Here is a 16248-nt window from a genome sequence, read left to right as displayed (position 1 = left end):
TCACTGCTGGAAGCTGAAGCTGTGTTCCATGACCGGTTGCGATGAGCCTGATTCGAGCTCGACGAGAAGACGGAGCCGTGCTTTTTGCGAATTGAGACCGTTCGAGAAGATGATGCCCATCTCTTTCAGTTGTTTACCGCCGCCCTCATACCCGTACACGTCTTGAACGATACCGTTAAAACAGCGGCTGACGATGACGACCGGGATGTGGTCGACGAGTCGTTCGAGTGCCGGGACGATCGACGGTGGAACGTTTCCTTGACCGAGCACTTCGAGGACGAGCCCGTCGTAGCCGAGGTCGAGCACGGCTTCTAGCAAGTCAGGTTCCATGCCGGCGACAACTTTCAACACGGCGACCCGTTTCGTGATCGCTGGAATCATCTTCGGCTGTCTCGTTGTCGGTTGGCTGTAGATGAGGACGTGGTCCTTCGTCACCATCCCGACGTTTCCGAAGTGGACCGATTTGAACGTGTCGACGGAAGAGGTGTGCGTCTTCGTGACGTTGAACGCCGAGTGGATCTCGCCGTTGAAGACGACGAGCACCCCTTTGCCCCGTGCGGCTTCGCTCCTTGCGACCCGGAGCGCCGTGATGAGATTGAACTCGCCGTCCGACCCGATCTCGTTCGACGAGCGCATCGCCCCTGTCAAGACGATCGGCACGGGGGCACCGAGCGTGATCTGCAGGAAGTACGCCGTCTCCTCGAGCGTGTCGGTCCCGTGGGTGATGACGACGCCGTCATACGTGTCTTGCGTCAACTGCTGTGCGATGAACTGGGCGAGCTCGAGCATCTTCTCGGGCGTCATATGAGGAGACGGAATGTTTGAGAAGTGCTTCGTTGTAATTTTTGCGATGTCGGTCGCTTTCGGCAACGTCGCGTCAATCGGATTGACCTCACTTGGTGAGACGTGGCCCGAACCGGTCTGCGACATCGCGATCGTGCCGCCGGTATGGATGAGTAATAGATGATTCATAGTCGACCTCCAACTTTTTTTGTCCTTTTCTTCCATTTTCTAGGCGTTAGCTACTTTTTCTTTCGGCTTATTCAGTGTATGCTTAACGATAGAAAGGAGAGATGCATCATGATTGCAATCGCCTTGTCTGCGGTTGCGCCAGGATTCGCCCTTCTTTCCTACTTCTATTTACGGCATGAGTTGGAAGCGGAACCGCTCGGCTATGTGATTCGTTCGTTTGTCGCCGGTGCCATTCTTGTCTTTCCGATCATGTTCGTCCAATATGCGTTTGTGGAAGAAGGGGTCCTTGTCGGCCCGTTTTGGCAAGCGTTCGTCGCCACCGCTCTATTAGAAGAATTTTTTAAATGGTTCATGATCTATTATACAATATACATACATAAAGTTTTTGACGATTACTACGACGGGATTCTCTATGCGGTCGCCTGTTCACTCGGCTTTGCCACGTTGGAGAATTTTCTATACTTGTGGGTTTATGACTCGCTCGAGATTGCGATTTGGCGAGCCGTCTTACCGGTGAGCGGCCATGCGCTCTTCGCCGTGGCGATGGGCTTTTGTCTCGGTCGGGCCAAACACTCCGCGCATGAACGGTTTTGGCTGTTCACCGCTGTCATGTCGGCAACGTTGCTACACGGAATGTTTGACTATATCTTACTCGTTGAATCGACGAACAAGATGCCGGCCGTGCTCTATATCGTCATTCTATGGATGGTCGCGCTCTTGCTCGTCCGCACTGCAAATCGATCAAATCGTCGTCAATACAAATAGATAAAAGGGGAACGGGTTCATGTTAAAAGTTGGTCAAGAGTTACGAGTTGAAGTTGAAGGGAGAAACGAAGGGAAGACGAAAATCGCTGCCATTAACGGCGGTGTCGTCTGGATCGAATCTCCGAGCGAGATTGCGACGCTAAAGACGTTTTTTTTGCATGAGGATGAACCGATGCGTTTGTACTTTTTCAAAGGCGAAGATCAACTGTACGCTTTCGATTCAGTCGTCACGAAACGGATCAGTGACGCCCAGCTGACGCTTCGCTATGCGTTTAACTTGCCGGATGAGAAAAAAATCAAGCGCGTCCAACGTCGCGAGTACTTGCGCGTGCCGGAGATGATCAACGTGACGGTGCTCGCGGCAGACGGCGAAGCGTTTCCGTCATTCGAGACGACGTCACTAGACGTGTCGGCCGGCGGGATGCGTGTCGTGGCGAACCGTTCGCCGGTCGACGTCGATGAGTCGGTCATCGTCGTATTCCGGATCGAGGACGAGCGAGGGACGCCTCAGACGTTCCGCGTCAAGAGCCGTCTCGTCCGGGTTCAAGAGCAGGCCGTAAAGCACGAACTGTCACTTTGTTTTGAGGATTTGACGCCTCGTGATCAGGAGACGATTTTACGTTATTGTTTCCGGGCCCAGCTCGAAGCCAGAAAACGGACCGGCTCCGTATTTTCTTCACGTTAAAAAACTGGTATGATGTTCTCGGAACAAACGACCGAGAGGAGGTGGGTATCGGAATGAGCCGATACCCAATTTTTATGACTAAACCGCTACAAATCGCATTAGATGGGCCGGCAGGAGCCGGCAAGAGCACGATCGCTAAAACGCTCGCTAAAAAATTAGGTTACGTGTACATCGATACCGGGGCAATCTACCGGGCTGTCACATATCGCGCGCTCGAGCAACACGTCGGATTAGAAGACGGCCCCGCCCTCGCTGAGATGATCGGCAAGATGGAGTTACGTCTCGTCCCGAGCGAGAGCGGGCAACGCGTGTTTGACGGTGACGAGGAAGTGACCGAAGTCATTCGGACGAGTGAAGTGACGAACAACGTCAGCTTTGTCGCAAGACAGCCCGAGGTCCGGGACGCACTTATGGATTTACAACGGGACTTGGCTCGGGACGGCGGCATCGTCATGGACGGTCGTGACATCGGGACGCACGTATTGCCTGAGGCGGACTTGAAAGTGTTCATGACCGCGACCGTCGAGGAACGTGCCCGTCGTCGCCACGAGGAGAACGTGTCAAAGGGTCTCCCGAGCGATTTCGAACAATTGAAACAAGAGATCGCCTTGCGTGATAAACGGGACTCGGAGCGCGTCGTCGCTCCACTCCGTCAAGCGGATGACGCCCACTTCCTCGACACGACCCATTTGTCGATCGATGGTGTCGTCACGGCTGTTGAACAGCTCATGGAACAGGTGGTCGGACGATGAAGCCGCTCAACAACGGCCCGTTCGGGATGTATCGGTTAACGGTCGGCGTCGTTCGAATCATGCGTCTGCTCAGCTTCCGCGTCGAGTATGTCGGTCGTGAGAATGTACCTGAGGACGGCTCGATCATCGTCTGTTCGAACCACCAGTCGAACTGGGACCCGGTCTTGTTGGCCAGTGCCATGCCGAAGCAACGGCCAATTCGTTTTTTTGCAAAAAAAGAGCTGTTCGATGTCCCGGTTTTAAAACGGATTTTGACACGCTCCGGGCAAATCCCGGTGTCACGCGGGGAAGGGGACCGTCAAGCGCTACGTACTGTTCTTCAGAAGTTGAAAGAGGACGAGGTCATCTCGATCTTTCCGGAAGGGACCCGTTCGAAAGACGGATCGCTCGGTAAGGCGCAGGCGGGTGTCGGTTTTTTCGCCCTCCGTTCAAACGCTGCCGTCCTTCCGATCGCGATCATCGGTAAATACAAGTTCCGTTCGAAGTTGAAGGTCGTCATCGGCGAGCCGATCGACTTCTCGCAACTGAAAGCGGACAAAGCGAGTGCCCAAGACGCCGCCGATTTGATCATGGCGACAATCGCCGAACTGTACATGACCCATTCACAGAACGTTCGCTAATTTCAGGTTTAATCTGTTGCAATCAGAGGAACAAACCTGATAACACCTTGACAAATCTGTCGAATTATAAGAAGTTTATACTAGGTGTTAAGCGCCTTAGGGCGCTCCTTTTTGTACTCATCGTGAGGGGGTAGTGTTGGAATGGTCGAAGAAATGAAAGATATGCCTGATTTTGAAATTAATCGAGGTCAAATCGTGACCGGTATCGTCGTCAAAATCGAGGACAAGCAAGCGTTAATTGATATCGGTTACAAAACCGAGGCGATTTTGCCAATCAGCGAAGTATCAAGCATGCATTTAGACGATTTAAACGAATCACTCCATGTCAACGACGAAATCCGTGTCAAAGTGAAAAAGGTCACGGATGAAGAGGTTGTCGTATCGAAGAAAGACGTAGATGCCGAGGCAGCTTGGGATCAAATCGTTGAAAAATTCGAATCGGGCGAAGTATTTGAAGTCATGGTGAAAGATAAGGTCAAAGGCGGTCTTGTTGTCGATATCGGCATCCGCGGCTTTATCCCGGCTTCACTCGTAGAAAACCACTTCGTCGAAGATTTCTCATCATACTTGCATAAGCCGATTACGGTTAAAGTCGTCGAGATGGACCGCGAAAAAAATCGCGTCATCTTGTCGCATAAAGCGGTGGCAGAGGCAGAGATGAGTGCGAAGAAGGCGGAAACGCTTGAATCGCTCGAGGTCGGTCAAATTATCGAAGGAACCGTCCAACGTCTGACTGACTTTGGTGCGTTCGTCGATATCGGCGGCGTCGACGGTCTCGTCCATATTTCTGAGATGGCTCATAGTCGTGTTGAAAAACCGAGTGATGTCGTCACAGAAGGTGACAAAGTGAAAGTGAAAGTACTTGGTCTTGACCTCGACAATGAAAAAGTGAAATTGTCGATCAAAGAGACGCAACCGGGACCGTGGGAATCGGTTGAAGGCAAGATTCAACCTGGGGACGTGATCGCGGGGAAAGTCAAACGTATCGTCACGTTTGGTGCGTTCGTCGAAGTCGCGCCGCAAGTCGAAGGGTTGCTCCACATTTCTCAGATTGCGAACCGACACATCGCGACGCCATCTGAAGTCTTGTCTGAAGGACAAGAAGTGAAAGTGAAAGTGCTCGACGTCCATCTCGATGAGAAGAAAATCTCATTGTCGATGCGTGCACTCGAATCAGAAGACGGTTCACGCGATGATGAAGAGCAGTCGCTGCTTGACGAATATAGCGATCAAGGCGGATTCTCTGTATCTGAACTGACAGGTGAGAACGCCTCGGACGATTCTAAATAAGACGGTCGTTCAAGCGGGAGTCATACTCCCGCTTCTTTTTGTATGGTCACTAATATTCGACTGTGCTATAATTATACAGTTGCAAATAAGAACGATAATTTTTTGAATGAAAGTTAAAGAGGTGTTTATATGGGAATTCCAGCAGTGGCCATCGTAGGCCGCCCGAATATTGGGAAATCCACGATTTTCAACCGGATCATCGGTGATCGCGTATCGATCGTCGATGACAAACCGGGAGTTACACGCGACCGTATTTACGGTACGGGTGAGTGGTTGAACCGAAAGTTTCATTTGATCGACACAGGCGGGATCGAGGTCGGCGATGAGCCGCTTCTCGTTCAGATGCGTCATCAAGCCGAACTCGCGATCGATGAGGCGGACGTCATCGTCTTCATGGTAAACGGTCGTGAAGGGATCACGGCAGCGGATGAAGAAGTCGCGAACTTGTTGTTCCGTTCGAACAAGCCGATCGTGCTTGCCGTCAACAAAGTCGATAACTTCGAGATGCGTGAACTCATGTATGAGTTCTACTCGCTCGGGTTTGGCGACCCGTTCCCGATCTCGGGAACACACGGACTCGGTCTTGGTGATCTGTTAGATCGTGTCCTCGAACTCGCGCCGGACAAAGACGATTACGAATACAACGAAGATGTCATTCAGTTCTCGCTCATCGGACGCCCGAACGTCGGGAAATCGAGTTTGACGAACGCGATTCTCGGTGAAGAACGTGTTATCGTCTCGGCGATCGCCGGAACGACGCGCGATGCGATCGATACACCGTTCACTCGTGATGGACAAGAGTACGTCATCATCGATACGGCCGGTATGCGTAAGCGCGGCAAAGTGTACGAATCGACAGAACGTTATAGTGTCATGCGTGCCCAAAAGGCGATTGAACGCTCGAACGTCGTCCTCGTCGTCATCGACGGTGAAGAAGGCATCATCGAGCAAGACAAACGCGTCGCAGGACTTGCCCACGAAGCAGGGAAAGCGATCGTGCTCGTCGTCAATAAATGGGACGCTGTCGAGAAAGACGACAAGACGATGAAGAAGATGGAAGAGAAGATCCGCAAGGAATTCCTATTCCTCGACTACGCGCCAATCGTATTCTTATCGGCACTCACGTCGAAGCGGTTGCAAACGCTTCTTCCTGTCATCAATCAAGTTGCCGAATCACACCGTCAGCGTATTTCGACGAGCGTGTTGAACGATGTCATCGTCGACGCGGTCGCGATGAACCCGACACCAACGGACAAAGGACAACGACTCAAGATCAACTATGCGACGCAAGTGGCGATCGAGCCACCGACGTTCGTGTTGTTCGTCAACGATCCCGAGTTGCTTCACTTCTCGTACAAACGTTATCTAGATAACCAGATTCGCCGCGCGTTTGACTTTACTGGTACACCGATTCACATCGTGGCTCGTCAGAAAAACTAGTAATGGGGGTGCCTCACATGGCAAAAGTAGCTGTCATTGGTGCAGGAAGCTGGGGAACGGCATTATCGCTCGTCCTCGCTGACAATGGACACGACGTCGTGCTCTACGGACGTGAGGAAGATCACGTCCATGAGATCAACACGTCGCATACGAATTCGACTTACTTGAAAGATGTGCCGCTTCCGGCGTCGATCCGGGCAACGACCGATTTGAAAGAGGCGGTTCTAGATTGCTCGATCATTTTCCTCGTCGTCCCGAGCTCGGCGATTCGTCCGGTTTCCCGTGAAGTGAACGATCTGCTCACGGAACCGGTCACGATCGTTCATGCCGCAAAAGGGATCGAACCGAAGACGCATAAGCGGTTGTCTGAGATCATCGCTGAAGAGATCGATCCGTCAAAACGTCGAGCCATCGGTGTATTGACGGGTCCGACCCACGCCGAGGAAGTGGCCGTCCGCAAACCGACGACGATCACCATCGCGTGTGAGGATTTATTTGTCGCTGATGAGATTCAAGAACTGCTCACAAACGATCAGTTCCGAGTCTATTTGAACTCTGACGTCATCGGAGCGGAATACGGGGGCGCGCTTAAAAACATTATCGCCCTTGCCGCCGGGATGACCGACGGGCTCGGATACGGCGACAATGCGAAAGCTGCCCTCATGACGCGCGGCATCGTCGAGATCGCTCGGCTCGGTGTCAAACTCGGCGCCAACCCGGCCTCGTTCTCGGGCTTGACCGGGATCGGTGATTTGATCGTAACCGCGACGTCACAGCACAGCCGAAACTGGCGAGCTGGTAACGCCATCGGACGTGGGGAGAAGCTTGAAGACGTACTCGATCAGATGGGTATGGTCGTCGAAGGTGTGCGTGCCTGTGAAGCAGCGCATACACTTGCCCGCGAAGCCGGCGTCGACATGCCGATCACGGAAGCGCTCTACAACGTGCTGTTCGAAGGAAAAAGTCCGCATGATGAAGTGAAAAAGTTGATGAGACGCCCGCAAAAACATGAAATGGAAGAAGTTTTCCATTTCGAGGGCGAATAACAGCAAAGGAACTGACGTTTTCGTTCAGTTCCTTTGTTTTTTTTGCTACACTAAATTACGGAGTAAGATTTATAGAGAAAGTCGAGGGGATAGACGTGACACCGTCACTCATCAAGATGTGGATTTCATTTGCGGGGATTGGGGCGTTTGCCGTCGCTGCGCTCATGGTGGCAGTCAGCCACACGAAACTTTCAGGCTGGTTTGCGGTGCTCATTCGAGTCGTCGCATTCGTGATTTTTCTATTCGGAACGATCATTATGATTTATGTGGTCGCTTCTGGACCGACAGGAGGGTAAACCGTGAAACGAATGTTTTTAGCCGTCAGTTTGGCGACGGCGACGCTGCTCGCCGGATGTATGTTCCCGGAAACAAATCGGGTCGACAACGTGCCTTATGAGGACCAGTTGCAATCGGTCCAGACGGCGGTCGACTCGTTCAAAGAGACGACCGGTGTCTTACCGATCAAAACAAAGCCGGCCGAGACGCCGCTGATGGAACGTTACCCGATCGAGTTTAGCCGCCTCGTTCCTGGTTATTTGGCAGATCCGCCGGCAAACAGTTTCGAAGGGGGCGGCTTGTTCTTATACGTCCTTGTCGACGCCGAGACAGAGCCGACGGTCAAACTGATTGACTTGAGGGTGACCGAGCGCCTCCAACAACTGCAGACGAATATCAATTCGTTCCGAGTCAAAGAAGGGAAATATCCGTTCAAAGGATCGCTCGGAAAAAATCAGTTTACGATCGATTACGACCTCGTTTTCGTCTCTGAAGAACCGTTCATCCCGAGCCCATACACGGAAAACGAGTTGCCGATCTATGTGGATGGGACTGGTCAATTGTTCGTCGATTACCGGGCTGACATCGAAGCCGTGCTCGAGAACACGGATGCCGAGCCGAAAGTAGGAGAGGATATTCGTTATTTGCTCTACGATGACGCACCGTTCGCCCCGGCTTATTCGCAAGGGTATACGATTAATGACCAAGGTGAGGTCGAGTTTTTAAACAATTGAGTCGAGCAAGGTGTCCGCTTATGACCTTTTCGCTTAAAAAATGTTGTCATATCAACGTTTGTACGATATGATTAATCCCGTAAACTCTCTGTGAGAGGAGGTGAATCGTGATGAACAAAACTGAATTGATCAACGCAGTTGTCGAGAAAGCAGATGTGTCTAAAAAAGACGCAACGAAAATCGTAGAAGCAACGTTTGAATCAATCACTGAAGCACTCCAAAGCGGTGAGAAAATTCAATTGATCGGTTTTGGTACTTTTGAAGTTCGTGAACGTGCTGCCCGTAAAGGTCGCAACCCACGTACGAAAGAAGATATCGAAATCCCTGCAAGCAAAGTTCCTGCCTTCAAAGCAGGTAAAGCGCTTAAAGATGCGGTCAAATAATGAGCAATACATAAGTCGCCGAGAGGCGGCTTTTTTTGTAGTTGAAAGCAAGTTCACATGGCGTGAATGTGACAAAAATGTGCTATACTATGTCAGAATGACAACGAAGAGGACGAGGGGGGATAGCATGGAACAGTTGACAAACGAAAGCGTTGTCACCGACCTTGCTCGTCAAATCGAACAACGTATGACTCATCCGTATTTGACGAGACACGAGATTGTACCCGCAGTCGACATGCCTTTACTTCGTTGGATGATCGACATGATTGAACTCGAATCGCATCAACATCGACAGCTCGTGCTCGCGACTTATTTTGCCCATCAAGCACTCGAGCTGCACGATCAAGTGAAGGAGTGCCCGAACGGGTCCCTTGAACGGCAACTTAAAGTGCTCGCCGGAGATTACGCCTCGGCTCAATTTTATAAAATATTGGCGATGTTTCCAGCGGACTATAGCAACCGTTTCGGTCGAACCGTGCAGCTTGTGAACGGCGCGAAGTGCACACTCGCCTTGGGGACGGACGTCGCTGTTGTGACGTGGATGGAAGCGAACTTCGGATTAATCAAAACGTTTTCCGAACTGCTAGGTCAATCTTATTTGACATCGTACGGGAAAGAAATCATCGAACAGAAGGCAACAGAACTGCGCCAAGAAAAAAGAGAACAGCTATCGACACTACTCGCGCATGCTGTCGCTTAGAACGGAAAGGGTGTTACGTGTTGCAACCGAAAGAGAAAGAGCAAAAAGTATATGAAGTATTTCAAACAATCTCGCCAAGCTACGATACGATGAACTCGATCATCAGTTTCCGTCTGCATAAATGGTGGCGCAGAGCGACAATGCGGCGCATGCAAGTGTTCCCCGGCGCAAAATGTTTGGACGTTTGCTGCGGGACGGCCGATTGGACGATTCAACTCGCCGAGGCGGCCGGAAACACCGGGGTCGTCAAAGGACTCGATTTTTCTGAAAATATGCTCGCTGTCGGACACGAGAAAGTGGCTGATTATCCGATGATCGAACTCATTCACGGGAACGCGATGGAGTTGCCGTTCGGAGATCATTCATTCGACTATGTGACGATCGGATTTGGCCTTCGGAACGTACCGGATTATATGACGGTCCTCCGGGAGATGCACCGCGTCTTAAAACCGGGCGGGACAGTGGTCTGTCTCGAGACGAGCCAACCGACGGCACCACTATTCAGCGGGCTCTATAAATTTTACTTTGGATCAGTCATGCCGCTATTCGGCAAAGTGTTTGCCGGGTCGTATGATCAATACAAGTGGCTGCAAGAATCGACGGATCAGTTCCCTGACCGGTTGACGTTAAAGCGCATGTTTGAAGAAGCCGGGTTCGAGCAAGTCGAAGTCAAGGCGTTTTCCGGTGGTGCGTGCGCCATGCACCTAGGAAAGAAGTGGTGAACGATGTCTTTAAAGCGACTTTATCGCCACATGAACCGAGAAATCGAACAGATTGATCGGTTTTTGTCGACGCGGGTCCACACGGAACATCCGGTGATCGAAGCCGCATCGAAACAATTGCTAGATGCCGGGGGGAAGCGGATCCGTCCGGCGTTCGTATTGCTCAGTGCCGGATTTGGGACTGGGAATGATATTCGTCTGACGAAAGTTGCGGCGAGCCTCGAGCTGATTCATATGGCGTCACTCGTTCACGATGATGTGATCGATGACGCGACACTGCGCCGCGGAAAACCGACCGTGATGGAACGATATGACGAGAGCGTCGCCATGTATACCGGTAATACGTTGTTCGGGGAAGCGATTCGGCTCGTGTCCGAAGTCGATTCCCCGGAAGTGATGCAAATCATGGCGGAGACGATGGAACTGATCTGTATCGGCGAGATCAATCAAATTCAAGACCAATATGACTGGGCGCAATCCCCGAAGCGGTACTTGGACCGGATCGCCCGGAAGACGGCACTCTTGATCGAGACGAGTTGCGCGGCCGGGGCCGTCGTCTCCGGGGCGTCACCTGACGTCGTCAAACAACTTCGGTTGTTCGGCTACGATATCGGGATGGCGTTTCAGATGACGGATGATTTGCTCGATTTCACGGCGAAGAGTTTTCAACTCGGTAAGCCCGTCGGTGAAGATTTGAAGCATGGGCATAAAACATTGCCGCTCTTCTATTCATCAGAAGATCCTGTGTTTTATGAGCGGTTGCAGCAAGTCACGAACGCCTCGAACGATGAGATGACCCGGACGCTCGTCCGCGAAGTGCAACGGAACGGTACGCTTGAACGAAGTCAACGCACGATCGACCGTTACGTGAACCGGGCGATTCAGCGACTCGATTCACTGCCGGATATTCAAGACAAACGGTCGTTGATTGAGATTGCCGAATATATCGGCAAACGAAAATGGTAGTTCACACCTTGTAAACCCTTTCAAAAATGAAGATGACCGTGTAAACTGATAAAGTACATGGTACACATATTGATTTAGGGGGACTAGGGGTATGGAAAAGACATTTTTAATGGTAAAACCTGACGGGGTGAAGCGTGGTTTGATTGGGGAAATCATCACACGTTTCGAGAACAAAGGGTACACGTTGAACCGTCTCGAAATGCTGACGCCGTCAGTTGAGGTTGCAAAATCGCACTATGCGGAACATAAGGAAAAACCGTTCTTTGGAGAACTCGTCGCATTCTTGACGTCAGGTCCGGTCGTCGCGATGGAGTGGGAAGGCGAGAACGTCGTCGCCGTGTCTCGGTTGATGATTGGCAAGACGAACCCACTCGACGCGCAGCCGGGAACGATTCGTGGCGACTTGGCCTCGACAATGTCACAAAACGTCATCCATGGTTCAGACAGCGTGGAAAGTGCCGAGAGAGAATTATCGCTCTGGTTCGCCACTGAAACATCACACGTTTGATGACGATAAAAGGGACGGGGGCCTCCTGTCCCTTTTTCTATTTGCATTAAAGCGCTTTCGTATGTTCGGACACGACATGATCTAGGATAAGAGAAAGAATTGAGGTTAGAACTGGTGATAAATGATTATGCGATCTTCGTAAAAAAGTTTTATTTAAAGTCTGGAATCGACTTGAATTTATACAAAGAGGCACAAATGAAAAGACGAATGGTCGCGCTCCGCGAGAAGAAGGGCTACGCCACATTTATCGAGTATTTTAAAGCGATGGAGTCAGACCGAGGTTTGTACGACGAATTTTTAGACCGGATGACGATCAACGTCAGTGAGTTTTATCGAAACCCGGTCCGCTGGCAACAGCTCGAGACGGACGTGTTGCCTGAGCTCATTCGTAGAAGCCAAGGGAAACTCCGGGTCTGGAGCGCGGCTTGTTCGACGGGAGAAGAACCGTATTCACTTGCGATGTTATTGTCGAAGCATTTGTCACCCGCCCAGTTCACGATCACAGCGACTGACCTAGATGACTTGGTGATCGAAAAAGCGAAACAAGGCAAGTATCATGAACGGGCGCTCGTCGATTTGCCGCCTGAGTTTCGAGATCGTTATTTCACCCGTCGAGATGACGACTATTTTGTCTCGGACGAGATTAAAAAACTCGTGACGTTCAAAAAGCACAACTTGCTCGCTGACGTCTACGAACGTAACTTTGACTTGATCGTCTGTAGAAACGTTTTGATTTACTTTACGGAAGAGGCGAAAGAGAAAGTGTACAAGTCGTTCCACCGCTCGCTTCGTCCGGGCGGGGTCCTCTTCGTCGGAGGGACTGAACAAATCTTCCAGCCGAAGCGTTACGGATACAAGATGAAACAAAGTTTCTTCTACGAAAAATTTGAGGAGTGAGGTGGCGCATATGCGTTATTTGACAGCGGGAGAGTCACACGGACCGGGATTGACCGTCATCATCGAAGGAGTCCCGGCCGGCTTAAGCGTCGACGTCGAGGCAATCAACGGCGAGTTGGCGAAACGTCAGTCGGGCTATGGCCGTGGACGCCGAATGCAAATTGAATCAGACAAAATCGAGGTGAGGGCTGGGGTTCGTCATGGGATGACGACCGGAGCCCCTGTTTCGTTTTGGATTGAAAACAAAGACCATGCGCATTGGCGGAACGTCATGCAGGCAGAGCCGGTCGACGACGAGTTTGAAATCAAGCGCCGGGTCGTTCGGCCTCGTCCGGGACATGCTGACCTTGTCGGCGGTCTTAAGTATGACCACCGAGACCTTCGGGACGTGCTCGAACGTTCGAGTGCACGCGAGACGGCGGCCCGCGTCGCTGTCGGTGCGCTCAGCAAACAGTTGCTCGACGCAGTCGGCATGTCGCTCGTCAGCTATGTGAAAGTGATCGGCGGCATCGAGTCCGCGCCGAAGCACTACGCAGCACTCGAAGAACTACGGACCGTCATCGAGGCGTCACCCGTACGCACGACTGACGAAACGTCCGGTGAAGCGATGATGCGTTTGATTGATGAAGCGAAAGCGGCCGGAGATTCACTTGGCGGCGTCGTCTGCACCGAAGTGCATGGCGTCATCCCAGGGTTGGGTTCTTACGTTCAATATGATCGCAAGCTCGATGCGGCCATCGCTCGCGCCGTCATGAGCGTCAACGCCATCAAAGGGGTTGCCTTTGGCGATGGATTTGACATGGCGTACCGTCCAGGATCGGAAGTGATGGACCCGATCGCCTATGACGAGTCCGGGTATACGAGACTGAGCAACCATCTAGGCGGTTTTGAAGGAGGGATGACGACCGGGATGCCGATCGTCTGCAGTGCCGTGATGAAGCCGATTCCGACGCTCTACAAACCGTTGCAATCGGTCGATATCGATACGAAACAGCCGTTCCTCGCTCAAATCGAACGAAGTGACGCTTGTGCTGTCCCGGCTGCGTCACTTGTCGTCGAGGCGGTCGTCGCGTTCGAACTCGCGCGTGAGTTGTGTGAGACGTTCGGACACGACACCGTCAAACGAATTCAGTCGCGGGTCGAGTCGTATCGTGAGGAAATCCGGTCGTGGTGACGATTCATGTTGACGCATCAGTCCCTTATGACGTGTCGATTGAACACAGCGACGCCTGGTTGGACCGCGTGGATTATTTCCCGGCTTGCTCGACGGTATGGGTCATTACAGACCGGACGGTGGATGCGCTACACGGTAAGGTGTTCAAACAACGTCTAGCCGGCATCCATCCGCAGATCGTTTGGTCGGTCGTCACGCCGGGTGACGGCTCGAAATCACTCGAGACCGTTGAAAAACTCGTGACAGATGGGTTGACCGCACGTTGTGACCGCGACACGCTCGTCGTCGCTTTTGGCGGGGGCATGATCGGGGACTTGGCCGGTTTTCTTGCGAGTGTGTATATGCGAGGGGTCCGTTACATCCAAGTACCGACGACGGTGCTCGCCCATGATTCAGCGATCGGTGGCAAAGTCGCCGTCAACCACCCGCTGTCTAAAAATGCGATCGGTGCGTTTTATCAACCGATCGGTGTGCATTATAACGTGTCCCGTCTCGAGACGCTGAGCAATCGTGACGTCTTGAGCGGGCTCGGTGAGTTGATTAAACATGCTTACTTGTCACGTTACGTCCTCGCTGCTTCATTCGAGGACGAACTGTTTCAGGCGTTGTCAGTTGGTACGCTAGACTGGGAAATGTGGCTTGCGCGCGGGATTGAAGTGAAACGTGTCGTCGTCGAGGCAGACGAACGGGAACACGGTGTCCGGGCGTGGCTCAATTTTGGTCATACGTTCGGGCACGCTTTAGAGTCGGTCGAACGGTATCGACTGTCACACGGGGAGGCGGTGCTGTACGGCATGGTATACGCCTTTCTCGTCGGAGGAGACACGGATCGGGCCAGTAAGCTCGCCGCTTGGATGCGGGCGCGCCGCGTCAGCCCGGTTGAATGGAAACCGTTCGAGACGTATTTGACGGTGATGGGGCTCGATAAGAAAAATCGGGATGGACAAGTCCGTTTCGTGTTGCTCGGTGAAGCGGCTACCGTTGAGGCGGTGCCGTCCGAGCGGCTTGCTGAAGCATACATACAGTTGAAAGGGTGGTTCTGATGGGGTTGAATGGATTGATTCGCGTACCGAGTGATAAGTCGATCACGCACCGCGCGATCTTATTCGGTGCGATAGCGAGCGGGGAGACGGTCGTCATGAATCCGCTCCTTGGGGCAGATTGCCGTTCGACGATCGATGCGGTCCGTAGTCTCGGGGCAAGCGTCGAAGAACTCGACGAGCGGCTCCGGATCGAAGGTGTCGCGTCAGTCGTTCCGGCCACGCTTGACTGCGGGAATTCGGGGACGACGATGCGCCTGCTCTCGGGTCTCGTCTCCGGATATTCGGGTGAGTTCACGCTCGTCGGAGACGACTCGCTCTCGAAACGGCCGATGCGTCGCATCACCGAACCGCTTCGACAGATGGGGGCCGACATCGACGGCGAATTCGCCCCTGTTCGGATCAAGGGGCGGCGCTTGAGCGGGATCGATTACACGTTACCGGTCGCGAGCGCGCAAGTGAAGTCGGCTATCCTATTGGCCGGTCTTCGCGCTGACGGGACGACGATTGTCCGGGAACCGATGCTGTCACGCGACCATACGGAACGGATGCTGCCGCTGTTTGGTGGACGAGTCGAGATCACGAACGAAGATGGCGTGCGGACGATCCGGCTATCGTCAAGTCACCTCGACGGGGCGACAGTCGACGTGCCAGCCGACCCGTCGTCGGCTGCTTTCTTCTGGGCCGGGGCCGCCATCGTCCCAAACAGCCGCGTGACGACGACCGACGTCTGTTTGAACGAGACGAGAATCGGCTTTTTACGAACACTTGAGCGTATGGGAGCGAACGTCGAGATCACTCGGCTGCGACCACTCGGGGAAGAGACGGTCGGAGATGTGACGGTGACGACGAGCGAACTTCAAGGGGTGACGCTCGAAGGCGAGGCCATCCCACGACAAATCGATGAACTCCCACTCTTCGCTCTCGTCGCGTCGCAGGCGTCGAGCCCGTCAGTCGTAAAGGATGCGGGTGAACTGCGTGTGAAAGAGACCGATCGGATCAAGACGGTCGCGAGCGAGCTCGCGGCGCTCGGTGTCGATATCCGCGAGACCGAAGACGGGTTCAGCGTTTTCCCGAGCCGGCTTCAGGCTGGTCATGTGTCCTCGCATGCGGACCATCGTCTATCGATGATGCTACAAGTGGCAGCTTTACTGATCGACGAACCCGTCGTCATCGACGGGATCGAAGCCTCTGAAATCAGTTACCCTCATTTTCGTGACGATTTACAACGGCTCGGTCGTGAGATAGAATAACGGCAATACCTGAAAGTGGTAGGAG

19 protein-coding genes are annotated in these 16248 nt (G+C 52.7%); 18 read left to right on the top strand and 1 reads right to left on the bottom strand.

Annotated features, from left to right (window positions below; translation table 11 throughout):
• Entirely contained in the window at positions 1 to 972 is a 972-nt protein-coding gene (locus EVJ21_RS02045; protein ID WP_070327442.1) for an asparaginase, read from the bottom strand.
• A 108-nt stretch (positions 973 to 1080) separates the two neighbouring features.
• Here EVJ21_RS02045 and prsW point away from each other — a divergent pair, with 108 nt between their 5' ends.
• The 18 genes from prsW (at position 1081) to aroA (ending at position 16223) form a co-directional block, all read left to right on the top strand.
• Entirely contained in the window at positions 1081 to 1737 is a 657-nt protein-coding gene (gene prsW, locus EVJ21_RS02040) for a glutamic-type intramembrane protease PrsW (protein ID WP_071399648.1), read from the top strand.
• A 19-nt stretch (positions 1738 to 1756) separates the two neighbouring features.
• Complete coding sequence (locus EVJ21_RS02035) at positions 1757 to 2422, top strand: flagellar brake protein (protein WP_070327440.1); 666 nt, start codon at positions 1757 to 1759, stop codon at positions 2420 to 2422.
• Positions 2423 to 2496: 74 nt separating this feature from the next.
• Positions 2497 to 3174 carry a (d)CMP kinase gene (gene cmk, locus EVJ21_RS02030; protein ID WP_070327439.1) on the top strand — a complete coding sequence of 226 codons (678 nt, stop codon included), beginning with the start codon at positions 2497 to 2499 and terminating at the stop codon, positions 3172 to 3174.
• Entirely contained in the window at positions 3171 to 3794 is a 624-nt protein-coding gene (locus EVJ21_RS02025; protein WP_131443335.1) for a lysophospholipid acyltransferase family protein, read from the top strand. The genes cmk and EVJ21_RS02025 overlap by 4 nt, the downstream gene beginning before the upstream one ends.
• Before the next feature lie 141 nt (positions 3795 to 3935).
• Positions 3936 to 5084: a 30S ribosomal protein S1 gene (rpsA, locus tag EVJ21_RS02020; protein WP_070327437.1), complete on the top strand. Its 1149-nt coding sequence runs from the start codon at positions 3936 to 3938 to the stop codon at positions 5082 to 5084.
• Between the two features lie 129 nt (positions 5085 to 5213).
• On the top strand, positions 5214 to 6524 hold the full coding sequence (der, locus tag EVJ21_RS02015) for a ribosome biogenesis GTPase Der (RefSeq protein ID WP_035386714.1): 1311 nt from the start codon (positions 5214 to 5216) through the stop codon (positions 6522 to 6524).
• 17 nt (positions 6525 to 6541) lie between these two features.
• On the top strand, positions 6542 to 7570 hold the full coding sequence (locus EVJ21_RS02010; protein ID WP_131465240.1) for an NAD(P)H-dependent glycerol-3-phosphate dehydrogenase: 1029 nt from the start codon (positions 6542 to 6544) through the stop codon (positions 7568 to 7570).
• A gap of 95 nt (positions 7571 to 7665) precedes the next feature.
• Positions 7666 to 7866 (top strand): DUF2768 domain-containing protein, encoded by a 201-nt coding sequence (locus EVJ21_RS02005; protein ID WP_070327435.1) that lies wholly within the window; start codon positions 7666 to 7668, stop codon positions 7864 to 7866.
• A 12-nt stretch (positions 7867 to 7878) separates the two neighbouring features.
• The gene (locus EVJ21_RS02000; protein ID WP_131465367.1) at positions 7879 to 8580 is read left to right on the top strand and encodes a hypothetical protein; all 702 of its coding nucleotides are present in this window, start codon (positions 7879 to 7881) and stop codon (positions 8578 to 8580) included.
• Between the two features lie 107 nt (positions 8581 to 8687).
• Positions 8688 to 8963: an HU family DNA-binding protein gene (locus EVJ21_RS01995; RefSeq protein ID WP_198010937.1), complete on the top strand. Its 276-nt coding sequence runs from the start codon at positions 8688 to 8690 to the stop codon at positions 8961 to 8963.
• Positions 8964 to 9090: 127 nt separating this feature from the next.
• Positions 9091 to 9663, top strand: a complete 573-nt coding sequence (locus EVJ21_RS01990; protein ID WP_071399652.1) for a heptaprenyl diphosphate synthase component 1 — start codon at positions 9091 to 9093, stop codon at positions 9661 to 9663.
• A gap of 20 nt (positions 9664 to 9683) precedes the next feature.
• Positions 9684 to 10385 (top strand): demethylmenaquinone methyltransferase, encoded by a 702-nt coding sequence (locus EVJ21_RS01985; protein WP_035386712.1) that lies wholly within the window; start codon positions 9684 to 9686, stop codon positions 10383 to 10385.
• A 3-nt stretch (positions 10386 to 10388) separates the two neighbouring features.
• A complete protein-coding gene (locus EVJ21_RS01980) occupies positions 10389 to 11351 on the top strand; it encodes a polyprenyl synthetase family protein (protein WP_131440194.1) in 963 nt (320 codons plus the stop codon).
• A 91-nt stretch (positions 11352 to 11442) separates the two neighbouring features.
• A complete protein-coding gene (gene ndk / locus EVJ21_RS01975; RefSeq protein WP_131489824.1) occupies positions 11443 to 11859 on the top strand; it encodes a nucleoside-diphosphate kinase in 417 nt (138 codons plus the stop codon).
• A gap of 117 nt (positions 11860 to 11976) precedes the next feature.
• Positions 11977 to 12756: a CheR family methyltransferase gene (locus tag EVJ21_RS01970; protein ID WP_070327943.1), complete on the top strand. Its 780-nt coding sequence runs from the start codon at positions 11977 to 11979 to the stop codon at positions 12754 to 12756.
• A 10-nt stretch (positions 12757 to 12766) separates the two neighbouring features.
• Positions 12767 to 13930, top strand: coding sequence for a chorismate synthase (gene aroC / locus EVJ21_RS01965; RefSeq protein ID WP_131465238.1), 1164 nt, complete (start codon positions 12767 to 12769; stop codon positions 13928 to 13930).
• Positions 13924 to 14973: a 3-dehydroquinate synthase gene (locus EVJ21_RS01960; RefSeq protein WP_131489823.1), complete on the top strand. Its 1050-nt coding sequence runs from the start codon at positions 13924 to 13926 to the stop codon at positions 14971 to 14973. The genes aroC and EVJ21_RS01960 overlap by 7 nt, the downstream gene beginning before the upstream one ends.
• Positions 14973 to 16223 (top strand): 3-phosphoshikimate 1-carboxyvinyltransferase, encoded by a 1251-nt coding sequence (gene aroA / locus EVJ21_RS01955; RefSeq protein ID WP_131489822.1) that lies wholly within the window; start codon positions 14973 to 14975, stop codon positions 16221 to 16223. Before EVJ21_RS01960 ends, aroA begins: the two co-directional genes overlap by 1 nt.
• The last annotated feature ends 25 nt before the right edge of the window (positions 16224 to 16248 follow it).

The sequence above is a fragment of the Exiguobacterium sp. SH0S2 genome (assembly GCF_004337185.1).
Taxonomy (GTDB): domain Bacteria; phylum Bacillota; class Bacilli; order Exiguobacteriales; family Exiguobacteriaceae; genus Exiguobacterium; species Exiguobacterium aurantiacum_A.
Note: the sequence above shows the minus strand (reverse complement) of the source record. Positions and strands in the feature narration are given on the sequence as shown.

Excerpts from the sequence above, each read along its gene's own strand:
- EVJ21_RS02045 (WP_070327442.1), bottom strand. The coding sequence starts at position 972 with ATGAATCATCTATTACTCATCCATACCGGCGGCACGATCGCGATGTCG.
- prsW (WP_071399648.1), top strand. The coding sequence starts at position 1,081 with ATGATTGCAATCGCCTTGTCTGCGGTTGCGCCAGGATTCGCCCTTCTT.
- EVJ21_RS02035 (WP_070327440.1), top strand. The coding sequence starts at position 1,757 with ATGTTAAAAGTTGGTCAAGAGTTACGAGTTGAAGTTGAAGGGAGAAAC.
- cmk (WP_070327439.1), top strand. The coding sequence starts at position 2,497 with ATGACTAAACCGCTACAAATCGCATTAGATGGGCCGGCAGGAGCCGGC.
- EVJ21_RS02025 (WP_131443335.1), top strand. The coding sequence starts at position 3,171 with ATGAAGCCGCTCAACAACGGCCCGTTCGGGATGTATCGGTTAACGGTC.
- rpsA (WP_070327437.1), top strand. The coding sequence starts at position 3,936 with ATGGTCGAAGAAATGAAAGATATGCCTGATTTTGAAATTAATCGAGGT.
- der (WP_035386714.1), top strand. The coding sequence starts at position 5,214 with ATGGGAATTCCAGCAGTGGCCATCGTAGGCCGCCCGAATATTGGGAAA.
- EVJ21_RS02010 (WP_131465240.1), top strand. The coding sequence starts at position 6,542 with ATGGCAAAAGTAGCTGTCATTGGTGCAGGAAGCTGGGGAACGGCATTA.
- EVJ21_RS02000 (WP_131465367.1), top strand. The coding sequence starts at position 7,879 with ATGTTTTTAGCCGTCAGTTTGGCGACGGCGACGCTGCTCGCCGGATGT.
- EVJ21_RS01990 (WP_071399652.1), top strand. The coding sequence starts at position 9,091 with ATGGAACAGTTGACAAACGAAAGCGTTGTCACCGACCTTGCTCGTCAA.
- EVJ21_RS01980 (WP_131440194.1), top strand. The coding sequence starts at position 10,389 with ATGTCTTTAAAGCGACTTTATCGCCACATGAACCGAGAAATCGAACAG.
- ndk (WP_131489824.1), top strand. The coding sequence starts at position 11,443 with ATGGAAAAGACATTTTTAATGGTAAAACCTGACGGGGTGAAGCGTGGT.
- aroC (WP_131465238.1), top strand. The coding sequence starts at position 12,767 with ATGCGTTATTTGACAGCGGGAGAGTCACACGGACCGGGATTGACCGTC.
- aroA (WP_131489822.1), top strand. The coding sequence starts at position 14,973 with ATGGGGTTGAATGGATTGATTCGCGTACCGAGTGATAAGTCGATCACG.